Annotated in this window: 15 protein-coding genes and 1 riboswitch; of the genes, 11 read left to right on the top strand and 4 right to left on the bottom strand. The window is 70.9% G+C overall.

Going from position 1 to position 17407, the window contains the following annotated elements; genetic code table 11:
* Nucleotides 1-75: 75 nt before the first annotated feature.
* Entirely contained in the window at nt 76-1635 is a 1560-nt protein-coding gene (locus tag CP977_RS09730) for a hypothetical protein (protein ID WP_152369916.1), read from the bottom strand.
* Between the two features lie 75 nt (nt 1636-1710).
* The gene (locus tag CP977_RS09725) at nt 1711-1917 is read right to left on the bottom strand and encodes a hypothetical protein (RefSeq protein ID WP_152369915.1); all 207 of its coding nucleotides are present in this window, start codon (nt 1915-1917) and stop codon (nt 1711-1713) included.
* Between the two features lie 129 nt (nt 1918-2046).
* On the opposite strand from CP977_RS09725, the gene CP977_RS09720 reads away from it, so the two are divergent.
* Complete coding sequence (locus CP977_RS09720; RefSeq protein ID WP_062756382.1) at nt 2047-3021, top strand: carbohydrate kinase family protein; 975 nt, start codon at nt 2047-2049, stop codon at nt 3019-3021.
* A gap of 71 nt (nt 3022-3092) precedes the next feature.
* On the opposite strand, the gene CP977_RS09715 is transcribed toward CP977_RS09720, so the two are convergent.
* Nucleotides 3093-4490, bottom strand: a complete 1398-nt coding sequence (locus CP977_RS09715) for a cysteine desulfurase/sulfurtransferase TusA family protein (RefSeq protein WP_109185772.1) — start codon at nt 4488-4490, stop codon at nt 3093-3095.
* 552 nt (nt 4491-5042) lie between these two features.
* On the opposite strand from CP977_RS09715, the gene ctaC reads away from it, so the two are divergent.
* The 4 genes from ctaC (at nt 5043) to CP977_RS09695 (ending at nt 9542) form a co-directional block, all read left to right on the top strand.
* Nucleotides 5043-6038, top strand: coding sequence for an aa3-type cytochrome oxidase subunit II (gene ctaC / locus CP977_RS09710; RefSeq protein WP_372460677.1), 996 nt, complete (start codon nt 5043-5045; stop codon nt 6036-6038).
* A complete protein-coding gene (gene ctaD, locus CP977_RS09705; RefSeq protein WP_062756389.1) occupies nt 6035-7771 on the top strand; it encodes an aa3-type cytochrome oxidase subunit I in 1737 nt (578 codons plus the stop codon). The genes ctaC and ctaD overlap by 4 nt, the downstream gene beginning before the upstream one ends.
* Entirely contained in the window at nt 7768-8166 is a 399-nt protein-coding gene (locus CP977_RS09700; protein ID WP_030205698.1) for a cytochrome c oxidase subunit 4, read from the top strand. The genes ctaD and CP977_RS09700 overlap by 4 nt, the downstream gene beginning before the upstream one ends.
* A gap of 122 nt (nt 8167-8288) precedes the next feature.
* Entirely contained in the window at nt 8289-9542 is a 1254-nt protein-coding gene (locus CP977_RS09695; protein WP_062756393.1) for a L,D-transpeptidase, read from the top strand.
* A gap of 14 nt (nt 9543-9556) precedes the next feature.
* Here the strand turns inward: CP977_RS09695 and CP977_RS09690 are convergent, their stop codons facing one another.
* Nucleotides 9557-9958 (bottom strand): DNA-binding transcriptional response regulator, encoded by a 402-nt coding sequence (locus CP977_RS09690; RefSeq protein ID WP_062756395.1) that lies wholly within the window; start codon nt 9956-9958, stop codon nt 9557-9559.
* Nucleotides 9959-10160: 202 nt separating this feature from the next.
* Here CP977_RS09690 and ctaE point away from each other — a divergent pair, with 202 nt between their 5' ends.
* The 6 genes from ctaE (at nt 10161) to CP977_RS09660 (ending at nt 17360) form a co-directional block, all read left to right on the top strand.
* Entirely contained in the window at nt 10161-10781 is a 621-nt protein-coding gene (gene ctaE, locus CP977_RS09685; RefSeq protein WP_030205686.1) for an aa3-type cytochrome oxidase subunit III, read from the top strand.
* A gap of 74 nt (nt 10782-10855) precedes the next feature.
* Nucleotides 10856-11665 (top strand): cytochrome bc1 complex diheme cytochrome c subunit, encoded by an 810-nt coding sequence (qcrC, locus tag CP977_RS09680; protein WP_062756397.1) that lies wholly within the window; start codon nt 10856-10858, stop codon nt 11663-11665.
* Nucleotides 11662-12714 (top strand): cytochrome bc1 complex Rieske iron-sulfur subunit, encoded by a 1053-nt coding sequence (gene qcrA / locus CP977_RS09675; RefSeq protein ID WP_062756399.1) that lies wholly within the window; start codon nt 11662-11664, stop codon nt 12712-12714. Before qcrC ends, qcrA begins: the two co-directional genes overlap by 4 nt.
* A complete protein-coding gene (gene qcrB, locus CP977_RS09670; protein ID WP_109185771.1) occupies nt 12711-14336 on the top strand; it encodes a cytochrome bc1 complex cytochrome b subunit in 1626 nt (541 codons plus the stop codon). Before qcrA ends, qcrB begins: the two co-directional genes overlap by 4 nt.
* A 126-nt stretch (nt 14337-14462) precedes the next feature.
* Nucleotides 14463-15527: an anthranilate phosphoribosyltransferase gene (gene trpD, locus CP977_RS09665; protein WP_062756403.1), complete on the top strand. Its 1065-nt coding sequence runs from the start codon at nt 14463-14465 to the stop codon at nt 15525-15527.
* An 86-nt stretch (nt 15528-15613) separates the two neighbouring features.
* Nucleotides 15614-15730, top strand: a riboswitch (SAM riboswitch).
* A 208-nt stretch (nt 15731-15938) separates the two neighbouring features.
* Entirely contained in the window at nt 15939-17360 is a 1422-nt protein-coding gene (locus CP977_RS09660) for an aminotransferase class V-fold PLP-dependent enzyme (RefSeq protein WP_062756405.1), read from the top strand.
* Nucleotides 17361-17407 lie beyond the last annotated feature (47 nt).

The following is a 17407-nucleotide window of genomic DNA, read 5'->3' as shown; positions in this document are numbered from 1 at the left end:
GCGTGAGGGCGGGCCCCGGAAGAGATTCCGGGGCCCGCCCTCACGCGTGTCCGGGCCCACGCCCGTACGGGGAGGTCAGCGGCGCGGCACCGTCTCGCCGCTCGCCGCGTCCACCACCGGCCGCGAGCCGAGCGGGGCGTCCAGGGTCACCGTCTTCACGATCTCCACGGCCACGGCGACGCACATCCGGTCCGGGTCGGCCGGGGACTCCTCGATCCGGAGGGCGACCCGCTCCGGGGTCTGCTCCGCCGTCACCGCGTACGTGCTGCACACCCCGCCCCAGAAGGCGACCGTCAGCGTCCGGCCGTCGTCCCCGGCCTTGTACGACTGGACCTGCCGGGCCGGCGCCGTGCCGTCCTCGGACGACGGCGGCGGGGTCGTCACCGGCGGAGCCAGGTACCGCTCCTCGACCGCCGTGCGCACCACCGTGTACGGCGCCGTGTCCGCCGGGTCCGCGGTGAACAGCCACGCCGGTACGAGCAGCCGCTCGCCGTCCACGTCCTGCGCGGCCAGCCCGAAGACCGCGCCCGTCACCGGCACCTCGGCCGGCGGGCCCTGATCGGCGGGCGACTGACAGGGCGGAACGGGCTCACCCGTGGGCTTCCCGGCGCTCGGGACCTCGGGCTTCCCGGCGCTCGGCACGTCCGCCGTCCCCGGCTTCCCGGAGCCCGGCACCTCGGCACCCGGTACCTCCGCCGTCCCGGCCCCCGGCCGCTCCCCGTTCGGGACGGGCGTGGCGCAGCCGCCGATGCCGATCGGGCCCGTGCCCTCGGAGTCCTCGTTCAGTTCGGCGAGGGCCTTCGCCGCCCCCACCACGGGGTACGAGGCACCCCCGGCCGGCTCCTTCAGCATCCCGCTCCCGCCGGAGATCCGGCCGTCCGGTTCGACGTGCAGCCCCGTCGACCAGCCGTAGGTCGGCAGGCCGCCCACCACCGGCTCGGCGTTGACCACCCGTACGGACCCGTTCATCACCTGACCGGCGGCCACCTTCGCGTCGTCCTGGCCGAGCGCCTTCAGGACGGGGGCGACCGCCGCCCGCGCCGCCGCCTCGCTCACCGGCGAACCGCCGCGCGAGGGCTTCGTCTCGCCGGGCGGCGGACACGCCTTGCCCTTGAGACAGGTGTCGCCGATCGGACCGCCCTCGTACCAGGAGTACGTCCAGTTCCCCGGCGCCTTCCGCGCCACGTCGAGGCGCGGCCCGGAGCCGTCCTTCTCGGGCGCGATCGACCAGACGTCGCCGGTCAGGACGGGGCGCCCGGAGAGGCCGAGCGCATCGGCCAGCCTGGTCACCTCCGCCGAGGTGACCAGGCCCTCGGGCCGGTGGACCGCGGCCGAGGAGGGCCCTTGGGGGAGCGGGCCCTTGGCTTTGTAGACGGTCCCGCGCGGACCGCCGCCCGGGTCGGGCTCGCCGGGCGCGATCCCGGGACCCCCGCCCGTACCGCCGTCACCGGCTCCCAGGCGCAGCGGCGGCGGGGACCCGTCCGCGTCGGCGGCCCGGCTCGCGCCGTCCGCGCCGCCGTCGCCGGACGCCGCGGTGGCGAGGTACACCCCGCCGCCCCCGGCGAGCAGCACGCCCGCCGCCACCGAGGCGGCGAGCAGCGTCCGCCGCCTCCGACCGTTCTCCGTACCGCTCACGGCTCAGCTCCTTCGGCCCTTGGTCGTCCCCGTGGAAGACACCGGTGGGACGGAGCGGGAGCCCGGACGGTTCCGTCAGCCGCCGTACTCGGCGGTGGCGTCGATCAGCCGGGCCGAGGCGGCGGGCACGACGACCCCGTTGATCAGGGCGGGGGAGACCGGAGCGGGCTCCGGAGCCAGGGGGACCACCCAGTGCGGGGCCATCCGGGCGCCGTCGCCGCGCAGCTCGGCGAGGCTCAACTCGGACTCGTGTCGCTCGCGAGGAGCGGGGTAGAGACTCATGGGCGCACCGTACGCACCACGAGCCCGCGGAGAAAAGGCCTACTCTGGGGTAGTTTCCACTGTTCGGCAGGGCCCCTCCCAGCGGGTAGCGTGAACTGTCATTACCGCCTTCCCGCAGGAGCACCCGCCGTGCGCATCGCAGTCACCGGCTCCATCGCCACCGACCACCTCATGACCTTCCCCGGCCGGTTCGCCGACCAGCTCGTGGCCGACCAGCTCCACACGGTGTCCCTCTCCTTCCTCGTGGACAACCTGGACGTGCGCCGGGGAGGCGTCGCGGCCAACATCTGCTTCGGCATGGGACAGCTCGGCAGCCGCCCGGTCCTGGTGGGCGCCGCCGGCTTCGACTTCGACGAGTACCGGGCCTGGCTCGACCGGCACGGCGTCGACACCGGCTCGGTCCGCATCTCCGAGGTCCTGCACACCGCCCGCTTCGTCTGCACCACGGACAAGGACCACAACCAGATCGGCTCCTTCTACACGGGCGCGATGAGCGAGGCCCGGCTGATCGAGCTCAAGGCCGTCGCCGACCGCGTGGGCGGCCTCGACCTGGTCCTGATCGGCGCCGACGACCCCGAGGCGATGCTCCGCCACACCGAGGAGTGCCGCACCCGGTCCATCCCCTTCGCCGCGGACTTCTCGCAGCAGATCGCGCGCATGGACGGCGAGGAGATCCGCACCCTCCTCGACGGCGCCACCTACCTCTTCTCCAACGAGTACGAGAAGGGCCTCATCGAGTCCAAGACCGGCTGGACCGAGGCGGAGATCCTCTCCCGCGTCGGCCACCGCGTCACCACCCTCGGCTCGCGCGGCGTGCGCATCGAGCGGGTCGGCGAGGACCCGATCGAGGTCGGCTGCCCCGAGGAGACGGCCAAGGTCGACCCGACCGGCGTCGGCGACGCCTTCCGGGCCGGCTTCCTCACCGGCCTGGCCTGGGGCGTCGGCCACGAGCGCGCCGCCCAGGTCGGCTGCATGCTGGCCACGCTCGTCATCGAGACCCTGGGCACCCAGGAGTACACCCTGGGCCGGGTCAACTTCATGGAGCGCTTCACCAAGGCGTACGGCGACGAGGCCGCCGCCGAGGTCCACGCCCACCTGGCCTGACGTCCGCCCCCGCCGGGCCCGGGACCTCCCGGGCCCGGAGGCCGGACCGGGTACGCACCCGGCCCGCGCGGTCAGGACGTCCGCCGCACCACGTACGCCCGGCCGCCCTCCGGCGCGTCCTCCTCGCCCACGTACTCCTGGCCCCGCATCGCGCACCACGCCGGGATGTCCAGGCGGGCGGCCTCGTCGTCCGCGAGGACCGTCACCGTGCCGCCCACCGGCACGTCGCCGATCACCTTCGCCAGCTCGATCACCGGGATCGGACAGCGCCGCCCCAGCGCGTCCACGACCAGGGAGCCGGGGGCGTCCGCCGGGGCCGCGGCCGGGGCGGCCGATCCGGCCGGGACGCCGAGCCGTCCCCGCACCCCCGCCACCACCCCCGGCAGCACGTCGAGGAAACGGTCCACGTCCTCCGCCGCCGTGCCGGCCGGCAGGGACACCCGGACGTTCCCCTCGCTCAGCACACCCATCGCGCGCAGCACGTGGCTGGGCGTCAGCGTCGAACTCGTACACGACGAACCGGACGAAACGGAGAAACCCTCCCGGTCCAGCTCGTGCAGCAACGTCTCTCCGTCGACATAGAGACAGGAGAAGGTGACGAGGTGGGGGAGCCGGCGCACCGGGTCGCCCACCACCTCCACGTCCGGCACCAGCTCCGGCACCCGCGCCCGGATCCGGTCCACCAGGCCCCGCAGCCGCGCCCCCTCGGCCGCCGCCTCCGCCCGGACCGCCCGCAGCGAGGCCGCCGCCGCCACGATCGCCGGCAGGTTCTCGAAGCCCGGCGCCCGGCCCGACTCCCGCTCGTCCGACGGCCCTTGCGGGGCGAACCGCACCCCCTTCCGCACGGCGAGCAGACCCACCCCCGCCGGACCGCCCCACTTGTGCGCGCTCGCCGCGAGCAGCGACCAGCCGCCCTCCACCGGGCCCCAGCCGAGCGACTGGGCCGCGTCCACCAGCAGCGGCACGCCCACCCCCCGGCAGGCCTCGGCCACCTCGGCCACCGGCTGCTCGGTCCCCACCTCGTGGTTGGCCGACTGGAGACACGCCAGGGCCGTCCCCTCCCCGAGCGCCGCCGCGAAGGCCCCCGCGTCCACCGCGCCCGACCGGTCCACCGGCACCTCGGCCACCGTCCCGCCCGCCGCCGCGTGGACCTCGGCCGCGTGCAGGACGGAGGAGTGCTCGACCGCCGACACCACGAGCCGGTTCCCGGCGCGCCGGCGGCCCGCGAGCGCGCCGGAGACCCCCGCGTGAACCGCGCGCGTACCCGAAGGAGTGAACACGAGCTCGTCGGCGCGGCAGCCCACCGCCTCCGCCGCGGCCTCCCGCGCGGCGTCGAGCAGCAGCCGGGCCCGCCGCCCCTCCCGGTACAGCCGGGCGGGGTCGGCCCAGCCCTCGTCGAGGGAGGCGAGCAGCGCCTGACGGGCGACGGGGTGCAGGGGGGCGGCGGACGCGGCGTCGAAGTACGGCATCCGCCCACGGTAGAACGTGCGCGACTTCGCCCCCGGGCTCCCCCTGCCCCATCCGGCCCCGGGCACCCCGCCCTCGTCCGGCCCCGGGCACCCCCGCCCTCGTCCGGCCCCGGGCACACCCTCGGTCCCGTCCGGCCCCGTGCGCACCCTCGCCCGCCTGCCCGGGCCCGCCCGCGGGAGGCGTGGCGCTGGACGCCGGCCGGGTGGCGCACCCTCGCCCGCCCCCACCCCTCTCCGCCCCGCCGCCCCGCACTCCCCACCACCCCGGCGTGTCGCCCGTCCCCCGGTGAGCCCTCGTCAGAACACCCGTCCGGCCCGTCGCCAGGCCCTCGGGCGGGCCCGTCGGACCCCCCTCCGGAACCCCCGGCTCCACCCCTTCGGGGAGTCGGACGGCGCGTTGGGCACCCTCCCCGCGCGACCCCAAATAGCGTCCAGTAGGGTTTGGTCCGCATAAACATCCAAACCCCTGCCCGCGGCCGGGGCGGCGACCGACCAGCGAGACGGACGGCCGTGGCCGACCAACGCGGGCCGAGACTCTCGGGAAGGCGCTACGTGAGTCCCAACGGCTCCGACCTCCCCCGCAGCCAAGGCGCGGGTGGTACCCCCGCGTCTCGGCGCCCGATGCGGCGGAAGCTGCCGCAGGTGCTGACTGCGGGCCTGATCCTGGCGACAGCCACCGGCTGCTCGTACAACTGGGAAGACTTCCCCCGCCTCGGTATGCCCACCCCCGTCACGGAGGAGGCTCCTCGGATCCTCTCCCTGTGGCAGGGCTCCTGGGCGGCCGCCCTCGTCACCGGTGTACTGGTGTGGGGCCTGATCCTGTGGTCCGTCATCTTCCACCGGCGCACCCGCACCAAGGTCGAGGTACCTCCGCAGACCCGGTACAACATGCCCATCGAGGCGCTGTACACGGTCACCCCCCTCATCATCGTCTCGGTGCTCTTCTACTTCACCGCGCGCGACGAGTCGAAGCTCCTGGAGCTCTCCGACAAGCCGGCCCACACCGTCAACGTGGTCGGCTACCAGTGGAGCTGGGGCTTCAACTACATCGAGGACGTGCCCGGTGTTCAGGGCGACGCCAAGACGGACAAGAACCTCGCCTCGATTCCGGACAAGTTCATCGACGACTTCCCGGCGAACGCCGGTGGCGTCTACGACGCCGGCATCCCCGGCGACCGGAACCCGCAGACCGGCAACCCGGGTCCGACCCTGTGGCTGCCCAAGGGCGAGAAGGTCCGGTTCGTCCTGACCTCGCGCGACGTCATCCACTCCTTCTGGGTGGTCCCCTTCCTCATGAAGCAGGACGTCATCCCGGGTCACACCAACTCCTTCGAAGTCACTCCGACGCGTGAGGGCACCTTCCTCGGCAAGTGCGCCGAGCTGTGCGGTGTCGACCACTCCCGGATGCTCTTCAACGTCAAGGTGGTCTCCCCGGAGCGCTACCAGCAGCACCTGAAGGAGCTGGCCGAGAAGGGGCAGACCGGCTACATCCCGTCTGGCATCGAGCAGACGGACCCGGCCAGGAATGCGGAGAAGAACCAACTGTGAGCATCCACAACGAAACCCAGGGTGCCGCCGCAGCTGAGGGCTCGTACGAGAACGAGCTGCCCGTACGGCGCAAGCAGCCCGGCAATGTCGTGGTGAAGTGGCTGACCACCACCGACCACAAGACGATCGGCACGCTCTACCTGGTCACGTCGTTCGTCTTCTTCTGCATCGGCGGACTCATGGCGCTCTTCATGCGCGCCGAGCTGGCCCGTCCGGGTACGCAGATCATGTCGAACGAGCAGTTCAACCAGGCGTTCACGATGCACGGCACGATCATGCTGCTGATGTTCGCGACGCCGCTGTTCGCCGGATTCGCGAACTGGATCATGCCGCTGCAGATCGGCGCGCCCGACGTGGCGTTCCCGCGGCTGAACATGTTCGCGTACTGGCTCTACCTCTTCGGCTCGATCATCGCGGTGGCCGGCTTCCTCACCCCGCAGGGTGCGGCCGACTTCGGCTGGTTCGCCTACTCCCCGCTGTCGGACGCCGTCCGCTCGCCGGGCGTCGGCGCCGACATGTGGATCATGGGTCTGGCCTTCTCCGGCTTCGGCACGATCCTCGGCTCGGTCAACTTCATCACCACGATCATCTGCATGCGCGCTCCGGGCATGACGATGTTCCGCATGCCGATCTTCACCTGGAACGTGCTGCTGACCGGTGTCCTGGTCCTGCTCGCCTTCCCGGTCCTGGCGGCCGCGCTGTTCGCCCTGGAGGCGGACCGGAAGTTCGGTGCCCACATCTTCGACGCGGCCAACGGCGGCGCCCTGCTCTGGCAGCACCTCTTCTGGTTCTTCGGACACCCAGAGGTGTACATCATCGCCCTGCCGTTCTTCGGCATCGTCTCCGAGATCATCCCGGTCTTCAGCCGCAAGCCGATGTTCGGCTACATCGGCCTGGTGGCCGCGACGATCGCGATCGCCGGTCTGTCCGTGACCGTGTGGGCCCACCACATGTACGTCACAGGCGGCGTGCTCCTGCCGTTCTTCTCCTTCATGACGTTCCTCATCGCCGTACCGACCGGCGTGAAGTTCTTCAACTGGATCGGAACGATGTGGAAGGGCTCGTTGTCCTTCGAGACACCGATGCTCTGGACGATCGGCTTCCTGATCACCTTCACCTTCGGTGGTCTGACCGGTGTCATCCTGGCCTCGCCCCCGATGGACTTCCACGTCTCCGACTCGTACTTCGTCGTGGCGCACTTCCACTACGTCGTCTTCGGCACCGTCGTCTTCGCGATGTTCGCCGGCTTCCACTTCTGGTGGCCGAAGTTCACCGGCAAGATGCTGGACGAGCGCCTCGGCAAGATGACGTTCTGGACGCTGTTCATCGGCTTCCACGGCACCTTCCTGGTGCAGCACTGGCTCGGTGCCGAGGGCATGCCGCGCCGTTACGCGGACTACCTGGACGCCGACGGCTTCACCGCCCTGAACACGATCTCGACGATCTCCTCCTTCCTGCTGGGCCTGTCGATCCTGCCGTTCTTCTACAACGTCTGGAAGACCGCCAAGTACGGCAAGAAGATCGAGGTCGACGACCCGTGGGGCTACGGCCGTTCGCTCGAATGGGCGACGTCCTGCCCGCCGCCGCGGCACAACTTCCTCACCCTGCCGCGGATCCGCTCGGAATCCCCGGCGTTCGACCTGCACCACCCTGAGATCGCCGCTCTCGACCAGCTCGAGAACAAGCCGCACGAGGCCGAGGCCCTCACGGGCAGCAAGGAGGCCGGCAAGTGAAGATCCAGGGCAAGATGTTCATCTGGCTGAGCGTCTTCATCCTTGCCATGGCGATCCTGTACGGCGTCTGGTCCAAGGAGCCGGTCGGCACGACGGCGCTCTTCCTGGCCTTCGGCCTGGCCATCATGATCGGCTACTACCTGGCCTTCACGGCCAAGCGGGTCGACGCGATGGCGCAGGACGACAAGGAGGCCGACGTCGCGGACGAGGCCGGTGAGCTGGGCTTCTTCGCCCCGCACAGCTGGCAGCCGCTCTCGCTCGCGGTCGGCGGCGCGCTCGCCTTCCTCGCCGTCGCGATGGGCTGGTGGATCCTGTACTTCTCCGCCCCGCTGATCCTCGTCGGCCTGTTCGGCTGGGTCTTCGAGTTCTACCGCGGCGAGAACCAGAACCAGTAGCCGTACCCCGCTCCGCACCGGAGCACACCGAGGGGCCCGGACACTTCGTCACCGAAGTGTCCGGGCCCCTCGTTTGCCGCACTCGGCGCGCCCCCTCCGAGTGTTGTTCTTACGGTGAAGTCATGAACGACACGCCGCGCATTCGGACTGTTCTGGGCTGCACCCTGCTGGCCGTGACCGTCACCGCGGGCACCGCCTCGTGTTCCGGATCGGACGACCACCCGCTGACGGTGAAGGCGTACGACGCGGCGGACCAGCTCGCCGTCAGCGCCCCCGCCGACGGGGCCAAGGCGGACCCCGAGAAGCCCCTGGAGATCACCGCCAAGGGCGACGAGGGCCGGATCACCGACGTCACCGCCGTCGACGCCTCCGGACGCCACCTCGCGGGCGAACTCACCGCGGACGGACGCCGCTGGCGCTCCACGGCCACCCTGGCGGCCGGCGCCCGCTACACGGTCCGGGTGGCCACGGAGGACGAGGACGGCGCCCCCGGAGCCCGTACGTTCACGTTCGAGACGGCCCCGGCGAAGCGGGCCCTGACCGCGGTCTTCGGACCGGAGGCGGGCACGTACGGGGTCGGACAGCCGATCACCGCCGAGCTCAGCCTCCCCGTCGGGGACCGGGCCTCCCGCGCGATCGTCGAGCGCGCCCTCAAGGTCCGCTCCACCCCCTCCGTCGAGGGCTCCTGGTACTGGGTGGACGACAAGAAGCTGCACTTCCGCCCGAAGGAGTACTGGCCCGCCGGCGCGACCGTCACGGTCAGCGGCAACCTGGACGGCCTCAAGGTCGGCGACAAGCTCTACGGCGGCGAGTCCAAGCCGCTGAAGCTCACCATCGGCGACCGGATCGAGGCCATCGCGGACGCCGGGACCCACCACATGACGGTGAAGCGCAACGGAGAAGTGATCAACACCATTCCGGTGACCACCGGCAAGCCCGGCTTCGACACCCGCAACGGCGTCAAGGTGGTGCTCGGCAAGGAGTACTACGTCCGGATGCGGAGCACCACCGTCGGCATCGCGGAGGGCAGCTCCGAGTCGTACGACCTGCCCGTGTACTACGCCACCCGGGTGACCTGGAGCGGCGAGTACGTGCACGCCGCGCCCTGGTCGGTCGGCTCGCAGGGCGTGGCGAACGTCAGCCACGGCTGCGTGGGCATGTCGACCGGGAACGCGGCCTGGTTCTTCGAGACCGTGCGCCCCGGCGACATCGTGAAGACCGTCAACAGCTCCGGCGACGCCATGGACGCCTTCGGCAACGGCTTCGGCGACTGGAACCTGTCCTGGGAGAAGTGGCGCGAGGGCAGCGCCCTGGTGGAGGCCGCCGGAGAACCGGTGGTCTCCACCGAGCAGGCCCGACTGCGGCCCTCCCTCTGACGGGCCCGGTCAGCTCACGCGTCGATCGGGAGGCGGGAGCGCAGCAGGGACGCCAGGGACGCCGCGAACTCGACCGGTTCCACCGGAAGGGTGACCGCGGCGTCCGCCCGGCTCCAGGTGGCCAGCCAGGCGTCCTGCGGGCGCCCGATGAGCAGCAGCACCGGCGGGCAGCGGAAGACCTCGTCCTTGATCTGCCGGCAGACCCCCATGCCGCCCGCCGGCACGGCCTCGCCGTCCAGGACGCAGACGTCGATCCCGCCCTCGTCCAGGCGCTTCAGGACCGCGGGGAGTGTGGCGCACTCCACGAACTCGACCGGGGGGACGTCGGCCGCGGGCCTGCGTCCGGCCGCCAGGCGCACCTGCGCGCGGGTGTTCGCGTCGTCGCTGTAGACCAGGACCGTGGCACTCGACTGCATCGTTCCTCCGTGGAGAAGTCCGTGGGAAGGTCGTCGATCGATGCGGCGGATGCTACTCCGGTCCACAGCCCGTCAACAGCCGTTCAACACCTGTTCGAAGGGTGTCCCGGAGGCTCCGCGCTGGGCCGTTCGGGCTGGACACACCCCCCTGACACTCCGAACGGCACCCCCCGGAGTGAGGGCGGGATAAGCGACCGACATAATGTCGGTCGTGGCGACAGTAACGACAGTAGAAACAGGGCACGCACACCCGTCGGTCAATCGACCGAACCTCACCAGCGTCGGAACCATCATCTGGTTGAGCTCCGAGCTGATGTTCTTCGCGGCCCTCTTCGCGATGTACTTCACCCTGCGATCGGTGACGGGTGCCGACTTCTGGGCGGAAAAGGCAGACGCCTTGAACTTCCCGTTCTCGGCGACCAACACCACGATCCTGGTGCTCTCCTCCCTCACCTGCCAGCTCGGCGTGTTCGCCGCGGAGCGGGGCGACGTGAAGAAGCTCCGGACGTGGTTCATCATCACGTTCGTGATGGGTGCGATCTTCATCGGCGGCCAGGTCTTCGAGTACACCGAGCTGGTCAAGCACGAGGGGCTCTCCCTCTCGTCGGACCCGTACGGCTCCGTGTTCTACCTGACCACCGGCTTCCACGGCCTGCACGTGACGGGCGGTCTCATCGCCTTCCTGCTGGTCCTCGGCCGGACGTACGCCGCCAAGAGGTTCACTCACGAGCAGGCAACCGCCGCCATCGTCGTGTCCTACTACTGGCACTTCGTCGATGTCGTCTGGATCGGCCTCTTCGCCACGATCTACATGATCAAGTGATCGGACCCGCCCACGCGGCGGACCGAGACATCCAGCAAGCATCGACGCAGAAGATCCTGACACCGGGGTAATCCGTGAAAAAGCTCTCCGCACGACGACGCCATCCGCTGGCGGCGGTCGTCGTCCTACTTCTCGCGCTGGCGGCCACGGGGGGTCTGTACGCCGCGTTCGCGCCCGCGGGCACGGCGAAGGCCGACGAGACCGCCCAGTCCCTCGCCATCGAGGAGGGGAAGAAGCTCTACTCCGTCGGCTGCGCCAGCTGCCACGGAACCGGCGGTCAGGGCACCTCTGACGGCCCGTCCCTCGTCGGCGTCGGTTCGGCCTCCGTGGACTTCCAGGTCGGCACGGGCCGCATGCCGGCCCAGCAGCCGGGCGCGCAGGTCCCGAAGAAGAAGAACATCTACTCGCAGGCCGAGATCGACCAGCTCGCGGCGTACATCGCCTCCCTGGGCGCCGGTCCGATCACGCCCACCGAGAAGCAGTACGACCCCGCGGGCGCCAACGCCGCCAAGGGTGGCGAGCTGTTCCGCAACAACTGCGCCCAGTGCCACAACTTCACCGGCAAGGGCGGCGCGCTGACCCACGGCAAGTACGCCCCCGACCTCGCGGGCGTCAGCCCGAAGCACCTCTACGAGGCCATGCAGACCGGCCCGCAGAACATGCCCTCCTTCCCGGACACGACCATGCCGGAGCAGCAGAAGAAGGACATCATCGCGTACGTCCAGGCCGTCAACAGCGACAAGACCGACAGCCCGGGCGGTCTCTCGCTCGGTGGCCTCGGCCCCGTCAGCGAGGGCCTGTTCGCCTGGGTCTTCGGCCTGGGTGCGCTGATCGCAGTCGCCGTCTGGGTCGCGGCCCACACCGCTAAGGCCAAGAAGTCATGAGTAGCCAAGAGATTTCAGAAGAGAACCTGCCGGCAGGGCAGGACACCGCGCACGGCGCGGTGAAGGTCGCCGACGACCCGTTCGCCGACCCGGGCCTCCCGCCCCACAAGCCCCGCATCCAGGACATCGACGAGCGGGCCGCCCGTCGGTCCGAGCGCGCGGTCGCCTTCATGTTCACGCTGTCGATGCTGGCCACCGTCGGCTTCATCGCCTCGTACGTGATCTTCCCGGTCGACAAGATCGTGTACATCTGGCCCTTCGGCCGGGTGTCCGCGCTCAACTTCGCCCTGGGCATGACCCTCGGCGCGGCCCTCTTCTTCATCGGCGCGGGAGCGGTCCACTGGGCCCGCACCCTGATGTCCGACGTCGAGGTCGCCGACGAGCGTCACCCGATCGCGGCGTCGCCCGAGGTCAAGGCGCAGGTCATGGCGGACTTCGCGGCCGGTGCCGCCGAGTCCGGCATGGGCCGCCGCAAGCTCATCCGCAACACGATGTTCGGCGCGCTGTCGCTGGTGCCGCTCTCCGGCATCGTCCTGCTGCGCGACATGGGCCCGCTGCCCGAGAAGAAGCTCCGGACCACCCTGTGGGCCAAGGGCAAGCAGCTCATCAACATGAACACGCACGAGCCGCTGCGCCCCGAGGACGTCGCGGTCGGTTCGCTGACCTTCGCGATGCCCGAGGGCCTCTCCGAGCACGACCACGGCTTCCAGACCGAGATCGCCAAGGCCGCCCTGATGATCGTCCGGATCCAGCCGGAGGACATCAAGGACAAGCGCGAGCTCGAGTGGTCGCACGAGGGCATCGTCGCCTTCTCGAAGATCTGCACCCACGTGGGCTGCCCGATCTCCCTGTACGAGCAGCAGACGCACCACGTCCTCTGCCCGTGCCACCAGTCCACCTTCGACCTCTCCGACGGCGCCCGCGTCATCTTCGGCCCGGCCGGTCACGCCCTTCCGCAGCTGCGGATCGGCGTGAACGAGAAGGGCTTCCTGGAGGCGCTCGGCGACTTCGACGAGCCCGTCGGTCCTGCCTTCTGGGAGCGCGGATGAGCACCGTGACGGATTCTAAGAAGAAGGCACCCGCCGGTGAGCGGGTCGCCGACTGGGCCGACGGTCGCCTGGGGATCTACTCGCTGGCCAAGGCCAACATGCGGAAGATCTTCCCGGACCACTGGTCCTTCATGCTGGGCGAGATCTGCCTCTACAGCTTCATCATCATCATCCTGACGGGCGTCTACCTGACGATGTTCTTCCACCCGTCGATGAACGAGGTGGAGTACGCCGGCTCGTACGTCCCGCTCCAGGGACAGCTGATGTCCGAGGCGTTCAACTCGACCATGCACATCTCGTTCGAGGTGCGCGGTGGTCTGCTCATCCGGCAGATCCACCACTGGGCGGCGCTGATCTTCCTCGCCGGCATGTTCGTGCACATGATGCGCGTGTTCTTCACCGGCGCGTTCCGCAAGCCGCGTGAGATCAACTGGCTGTTCGGCTTCCTGCTGTTCTTCCTGGGCATGTTCACCGGCTTCACCGGTTACTCGCTCCCGGACGACCTGCTCTCCGGCACCGGTGTCCGCTTCATGCAGGGCGCGATCCTGTCCGTGCCGGTCATCGGCACGTACCTCTCGATGTTCCTGTTCGGCGGGGAGTTCCCCGGCGGCGACTTCGTCGCCCGGTTCTACTCGGCGCACGTGCTGCTGCTGCCCGGCATCATGCTGGGCCTGATGGTCGCCCACCTCATCCTGGTGTTCGTCCACAAGCACACGCACTTCGAGGGCCCCGGCCGCACGAACAAGAACGTCGTCGGCATGCCGCTGCTCCCGGTGTACATGGCGAAGGCCGGAGGCTTCTTCTTCCTGGTCTTCGGCGTCATCGCGATCGTCGCGGCGATCGCCTCGATCAACCCGATCTGGGCGATCGGCCCGTACCGCCCGGACCAGGTGTCCACCGGCGCCCAGCCCGACTGGTACATGGGCTTCGCCGAGGGTCTGATCCGTGTCATGCCCGGCTGGGAGATCAACCTCTGGGGCCACACGCTGGTCCTGGGCGTGTTCATCCCGCTGGTGATCTTCCCGGCGGTGCTCGGCGCGATCGCGGTCTACCCGTTCATCGAGTCCTGGATCACCGGCGACAAGCGCGAGCACCACATCGCGCAGCGTCCGCGCAACGCCCCGACGCGCACCGCGTTCGGCGTCGCCTGGATCACCGCGTACATGATCATGCTCGTGGGTGGTGGAAACGACCTCTGGGCGACCCACTTCCACCTGTCGATCAACTCGATCACCTGGTTCGTGCGGATCTTCTTCTTCGCCGGTCCGGTCATCGCGTTCGTCGTCACCAAGCGGATCTGCCTCGGCCTCCAGCGCCGGGACAAGGACAAGGTGCTGCACGGCCGCGAGTCGGGCATCATCAAGCGCCTGCCGCACGGTGAGTTCGTCGAGGTCCACGAGCCGCTCAGCCAGGGCGAGCTGCACCGCCTCACGGCGCACGAGCAGTACGCGCCCGCCGAGCTGCCGCCGGCCGTCGACGAGAACGGCGTCGAGCGGAAGATCGGCCGCATGGAGAAGCTGCGGGTCAAGCTCAACAAGGGCTACTACGGCGAGGACAGCCAGGTCGCCAAGCCCACCGTCGAGGAGTACAAGGAGATCCAGAGCGGCCACGGCCACCACTGATCGCCTGAACACCTGAAGTTCGCCACGGTGAGAGCCCCGTCCATCCGATGGACGGGGCTCTTCGCCGTCCCCGGGGATCGATAGGGTGGGGCCGTGTCCGTCACGTCTCGATGACCAGGAGCTGCCATGAGCGCTGCGACCCCCGCTGGAGGACCTACCACGGCGGGCCGCTCCTGGCCCGTCGTCCTGGACGGCCTGCTGACCGGCCGCGACCAGAGCGCCGAGGACACCGCCTGGGCCATGGACCGCATCCTGCGCGGCGAGGCCACCGACGCGCAGATCGCCGGCTTCGCGGTCGCCCTGCGCGCCAAGGGCGAGACCGTCGAGGAGATCTCCGGACTCGTCCGGACGATGTACGAGCACGCCAACACGATCGAGGTCCCCGGCCCCTCCGTCGACATCGTCGGCACCGGCGGCGACGGTGCCAAGACCGTCAACATCTCCACCATGTCCGCGATCGTGGTCGCCGGCACCGGCGCCAAGGTCGTCAAGCACGGCAACCGGGCGGCCTCCTCCGCCTCCGGCGCCTCCGACGTCCTGGAGAAGCTCGGCGTCAACCTGGAGCTGACCCCGCGCCGGGTCGCCGAGGTCGCCGAGGAGGCGGGCATCACCTTCTGCTTCGCGGTGAAGTTCCACCCGGCGCTGCGGCACGTCGCCGCGGCCCGCAAGGAGCTGGGCATCCGGACCACCTTCAACTTCCTCGGCCCGCTCACCAACCCGGCCCGCGTCCGGGCCCAGGCGACCGGGGTCGCCGACGCCCGGATGGCCCCGATCATGGCCGGGGTGCTCGCCGAGCGCGGCTCCTCCGCCCTGGTCTTCCGCGGCGACGACGGGCTCGACGAGCTGACCACCACGGCCACCTCGCGGGTCTGGGTGGTCCGGGACGGCTCGGTGCGGGAGGAGGCCTTCGACCCCCGGGACGTCGGCATCGACCTGGTGCCCGTGGAGGCGCTGCGCGGCGCGGACGCCTCGTACAACGCCGACGTGGCCCGCCGGCTGCTCGCGGGGGAGACCGGCCCGGTGCGGGACGCGGTGCTGCTCAACTCGGCGGCGGCGCTCACGGCCCTCGAACCGGGCGACGGCACCCTGGTGGAGCGGATCCGCGCCGGCATCGAGAAGGCCGCCGAGGCGATCGACTCCGGCGCCGCCCGCCGGGCCCTGGAGCGCTGGATCTCCGTCAGCAACGCGTAGCCTTCCGGCCTTTCGCCGTACGACCCCGGTCCAGCATGCGGACCGGGGTCTTGCGCATCGGCGTTCCTGTGGCAGGATGCTCTTCAGGTCACGAGTGACAGCGTTTTGGCCCCGGCTTGCTGTCCGGCAACCCTCCGTCCGTGGCGGGGTGCCCCGGGTGATGACCAGGCCGTAGGCAGCGAGGTCTACGGCAAGCGCGGACCCCTCGAACACCAGGGGTCCTGGTCTCTCGAGGAGCTTTTTCCGTGAGCAAGCGAATGCGATAGGGCGAGTCCGCCCCTTCTTCACCCTCGGATCAGGGTCCCTTCCGCGTACCCCCATGTCTTCCGAGGCCTCACTCGTACCCCGCCGTGTCCGGCCGCGTACGGGATCACCGAAGCCATTCCGCACCGCCCGCCGGGAGATACCGCCATGTCCGCACGCCCTGACGCCACCGCCGCTGCCGCCACCGCCGTCGCCGAGGCCGTCGAGACCGTCGCCACCGAGTCCGCCGACCCCTGCTGCGCCGCCCCGCTGCCCGTCCTCGGCCGGGACGTGACCGTCCCGCTCGTCACCGGCGGCGAGGTGACCTACGCGGCGCTCGACTACGCGGCCAGCGCCCCCGCCCTCCAGCGGGTCTGGGACGACGTCGCCGCGTACGCCCCGTACTACGGCAGCGTCCACCGCGGCGCCGGGTACCTCTCCCAGCTCTCCACCGACCTCTTCGAGAACAGCCGCGCCACCGTCGCCGAGTTCCTCGACTGCCGCCCCGGCGACCAGGTCGTCTTCACCCGCTCCACCACCGACTCGCTCAACCTGCTCGCCGCCGCGATCCCGGCCGGCTGCGAGGTCTTCGTCTTCGAGACCGAGCACCACGCCTCCCTGCTGCCGTGGCGCGACGCCCGGGTCACCTACCTCGACGCGCCCCGCACCCCGGCCCGGGCCGTCGAGACCCTGGAGCGGGCCCTCGCGGACCGCGACCCGTACGGCCCGGCCCTGGTCTGCGTCACCGGCGCCTCCAACGTCACCGGCGAGCTGTGGCCGGTGAAGGAGCTGGCCGCCGCCGCGCACGCCCACGGCGCCCGGATCGTGCTCGACGCCGCCCAGCTCGCGCCCCACCACCCGGTCTCCGTGGCCGACCTCGACGTGGACTGGGTCGCCTTCTCCGGGCACAAGCTGTACGCGCCCTTCGGCTCCGGCGTCCTCGCCGGCCGCGCCGACTGGCTCCAGGACTCCCAGCCCTACCTCGCGGGCGGCGGCGCCTCCCGCAAGGTGGCGCGCCGGGCCGACGGTGGTGTGGACGTGGAGTGGCACACCACCGCGGCCCGGCACGAGGCCGGTTCCCCGAACGTCATCGGGGTCTACGCGATCGCCTCCGCCTGCAAGGCCCTCACCGAGGCCGGCTTCGACGCCCTCGTCGCCCGCGAGCGGCACCTGATCGACACGGTCCGCGCGGGCCTGGCCGAGGTCCCCGAGGTCCGGGTCCTCTCGCTCTTCGGTGACGAAGCCCCGCGCGTCGGCGTCATCTCCTTCGTCGTGGAGGGCTGGAACAGCTCCCACTTCGCCGCCGCGCTCTCCGCCGAGTACGGCATCGGCGTCCGCGACGGCCTCTTCTGCGCCCACCCGCTGGTCCGCACCCTGCTCGGCAGCGACCCGCGGGACCCGGGCGAGTGCGGCGCCCCCGAGGCGGCCCCCGGCGAGCGGTCCCTCAACGCCATCCGGGTGAGCTTCGGCGCCGGGACGCCCGACGAGCACGTGGAGCGGTTCGTCCGCGCCGTGAAGGAGCTCGTCCGGGACGGCGCCCGGTGGAAGTACCGCACCGAGGACGGCCGCTGCGTCCCCGACCGCGGCTGACCACTCACTCGTACGGGTGAAGGGGCCTCCCGACCGGGAGGCCCCTT

The sequence above is a fragment of the Streptomyces cinereoruber genome (assembly GCF_009299385.1).
GTDB classification, from domain to species: Bacteria; Actinomycetota; Actinomycetes; order Streptomycetales; family Streptomycetaceae; genus Streptomyces; species Streptomyces bikiniensis.
Note: the sequence above shows the minus strand (reverse complement) of the source record. Positions and strands in the feature narration are given on the sequence as shown.

Coding starts and splice junctions, on each gene's coding strand:
- CP977_RS09690 (WP_062756395.1), bottom strand. CDS start 9,958: ATGCAGTCGAGTGCCACGGTCCTGGTCTACAGCGACGACGCGAACACC.
- ctaE (WP_030205686.1), top strand. CDS start 10,161: ATGTCGGTCGTGGCGACAGTAACGACAGTAGAAACAGGGCACGCACAC.
- CP977_RS09725 (WP_152369915.1), bottom strand. CDS start 1,917: ATGAGTCTCTACCCCGCTCCTCGCGAGCGACACGAGTCCGAGTTGAGC.
- qcrA (WP_062756399.1), top strand. CDS start 11,662: ATGAGTAGCCAAGAGATTTCAGAAGAGAACCTGCCGGCAGGGCAGGAC.
- trpD (WP_062756403.1), top strand. CDS start 14,463: ATGAGCGCTGCGACCCCCGCTGGAGGACCTACCACGGCGGGCCGCTCC.
- CP977_RS09695 (WP_062756393.1), top strand. CDS start 8,289: ATGAACGACACGCCGCGCATTCGGACTGTTCTGGGCTGCACCCTGCTG.
- CP977_RS09660 (WP_062756405.1), top strand. CDS start 15,939: ATGTCCGCACGCCCTGACGCCACCGCCGCTGCCGCCACCGCCGTCGCC.
- CP977_RS09715 (WP_109185772.1), bottom strand. CDS start 4,490: ATGCCGTACTTCGACGCCGCGTCCGCCGCCCCCCTGCACCCCGTCGCC.
- qcrB (WP_109185771.1), top strand. CDS start 12,711: ATGAGCACCGTGACGGATTCTAAGAAGAAGGCACCCGCCGGTGAGCGG.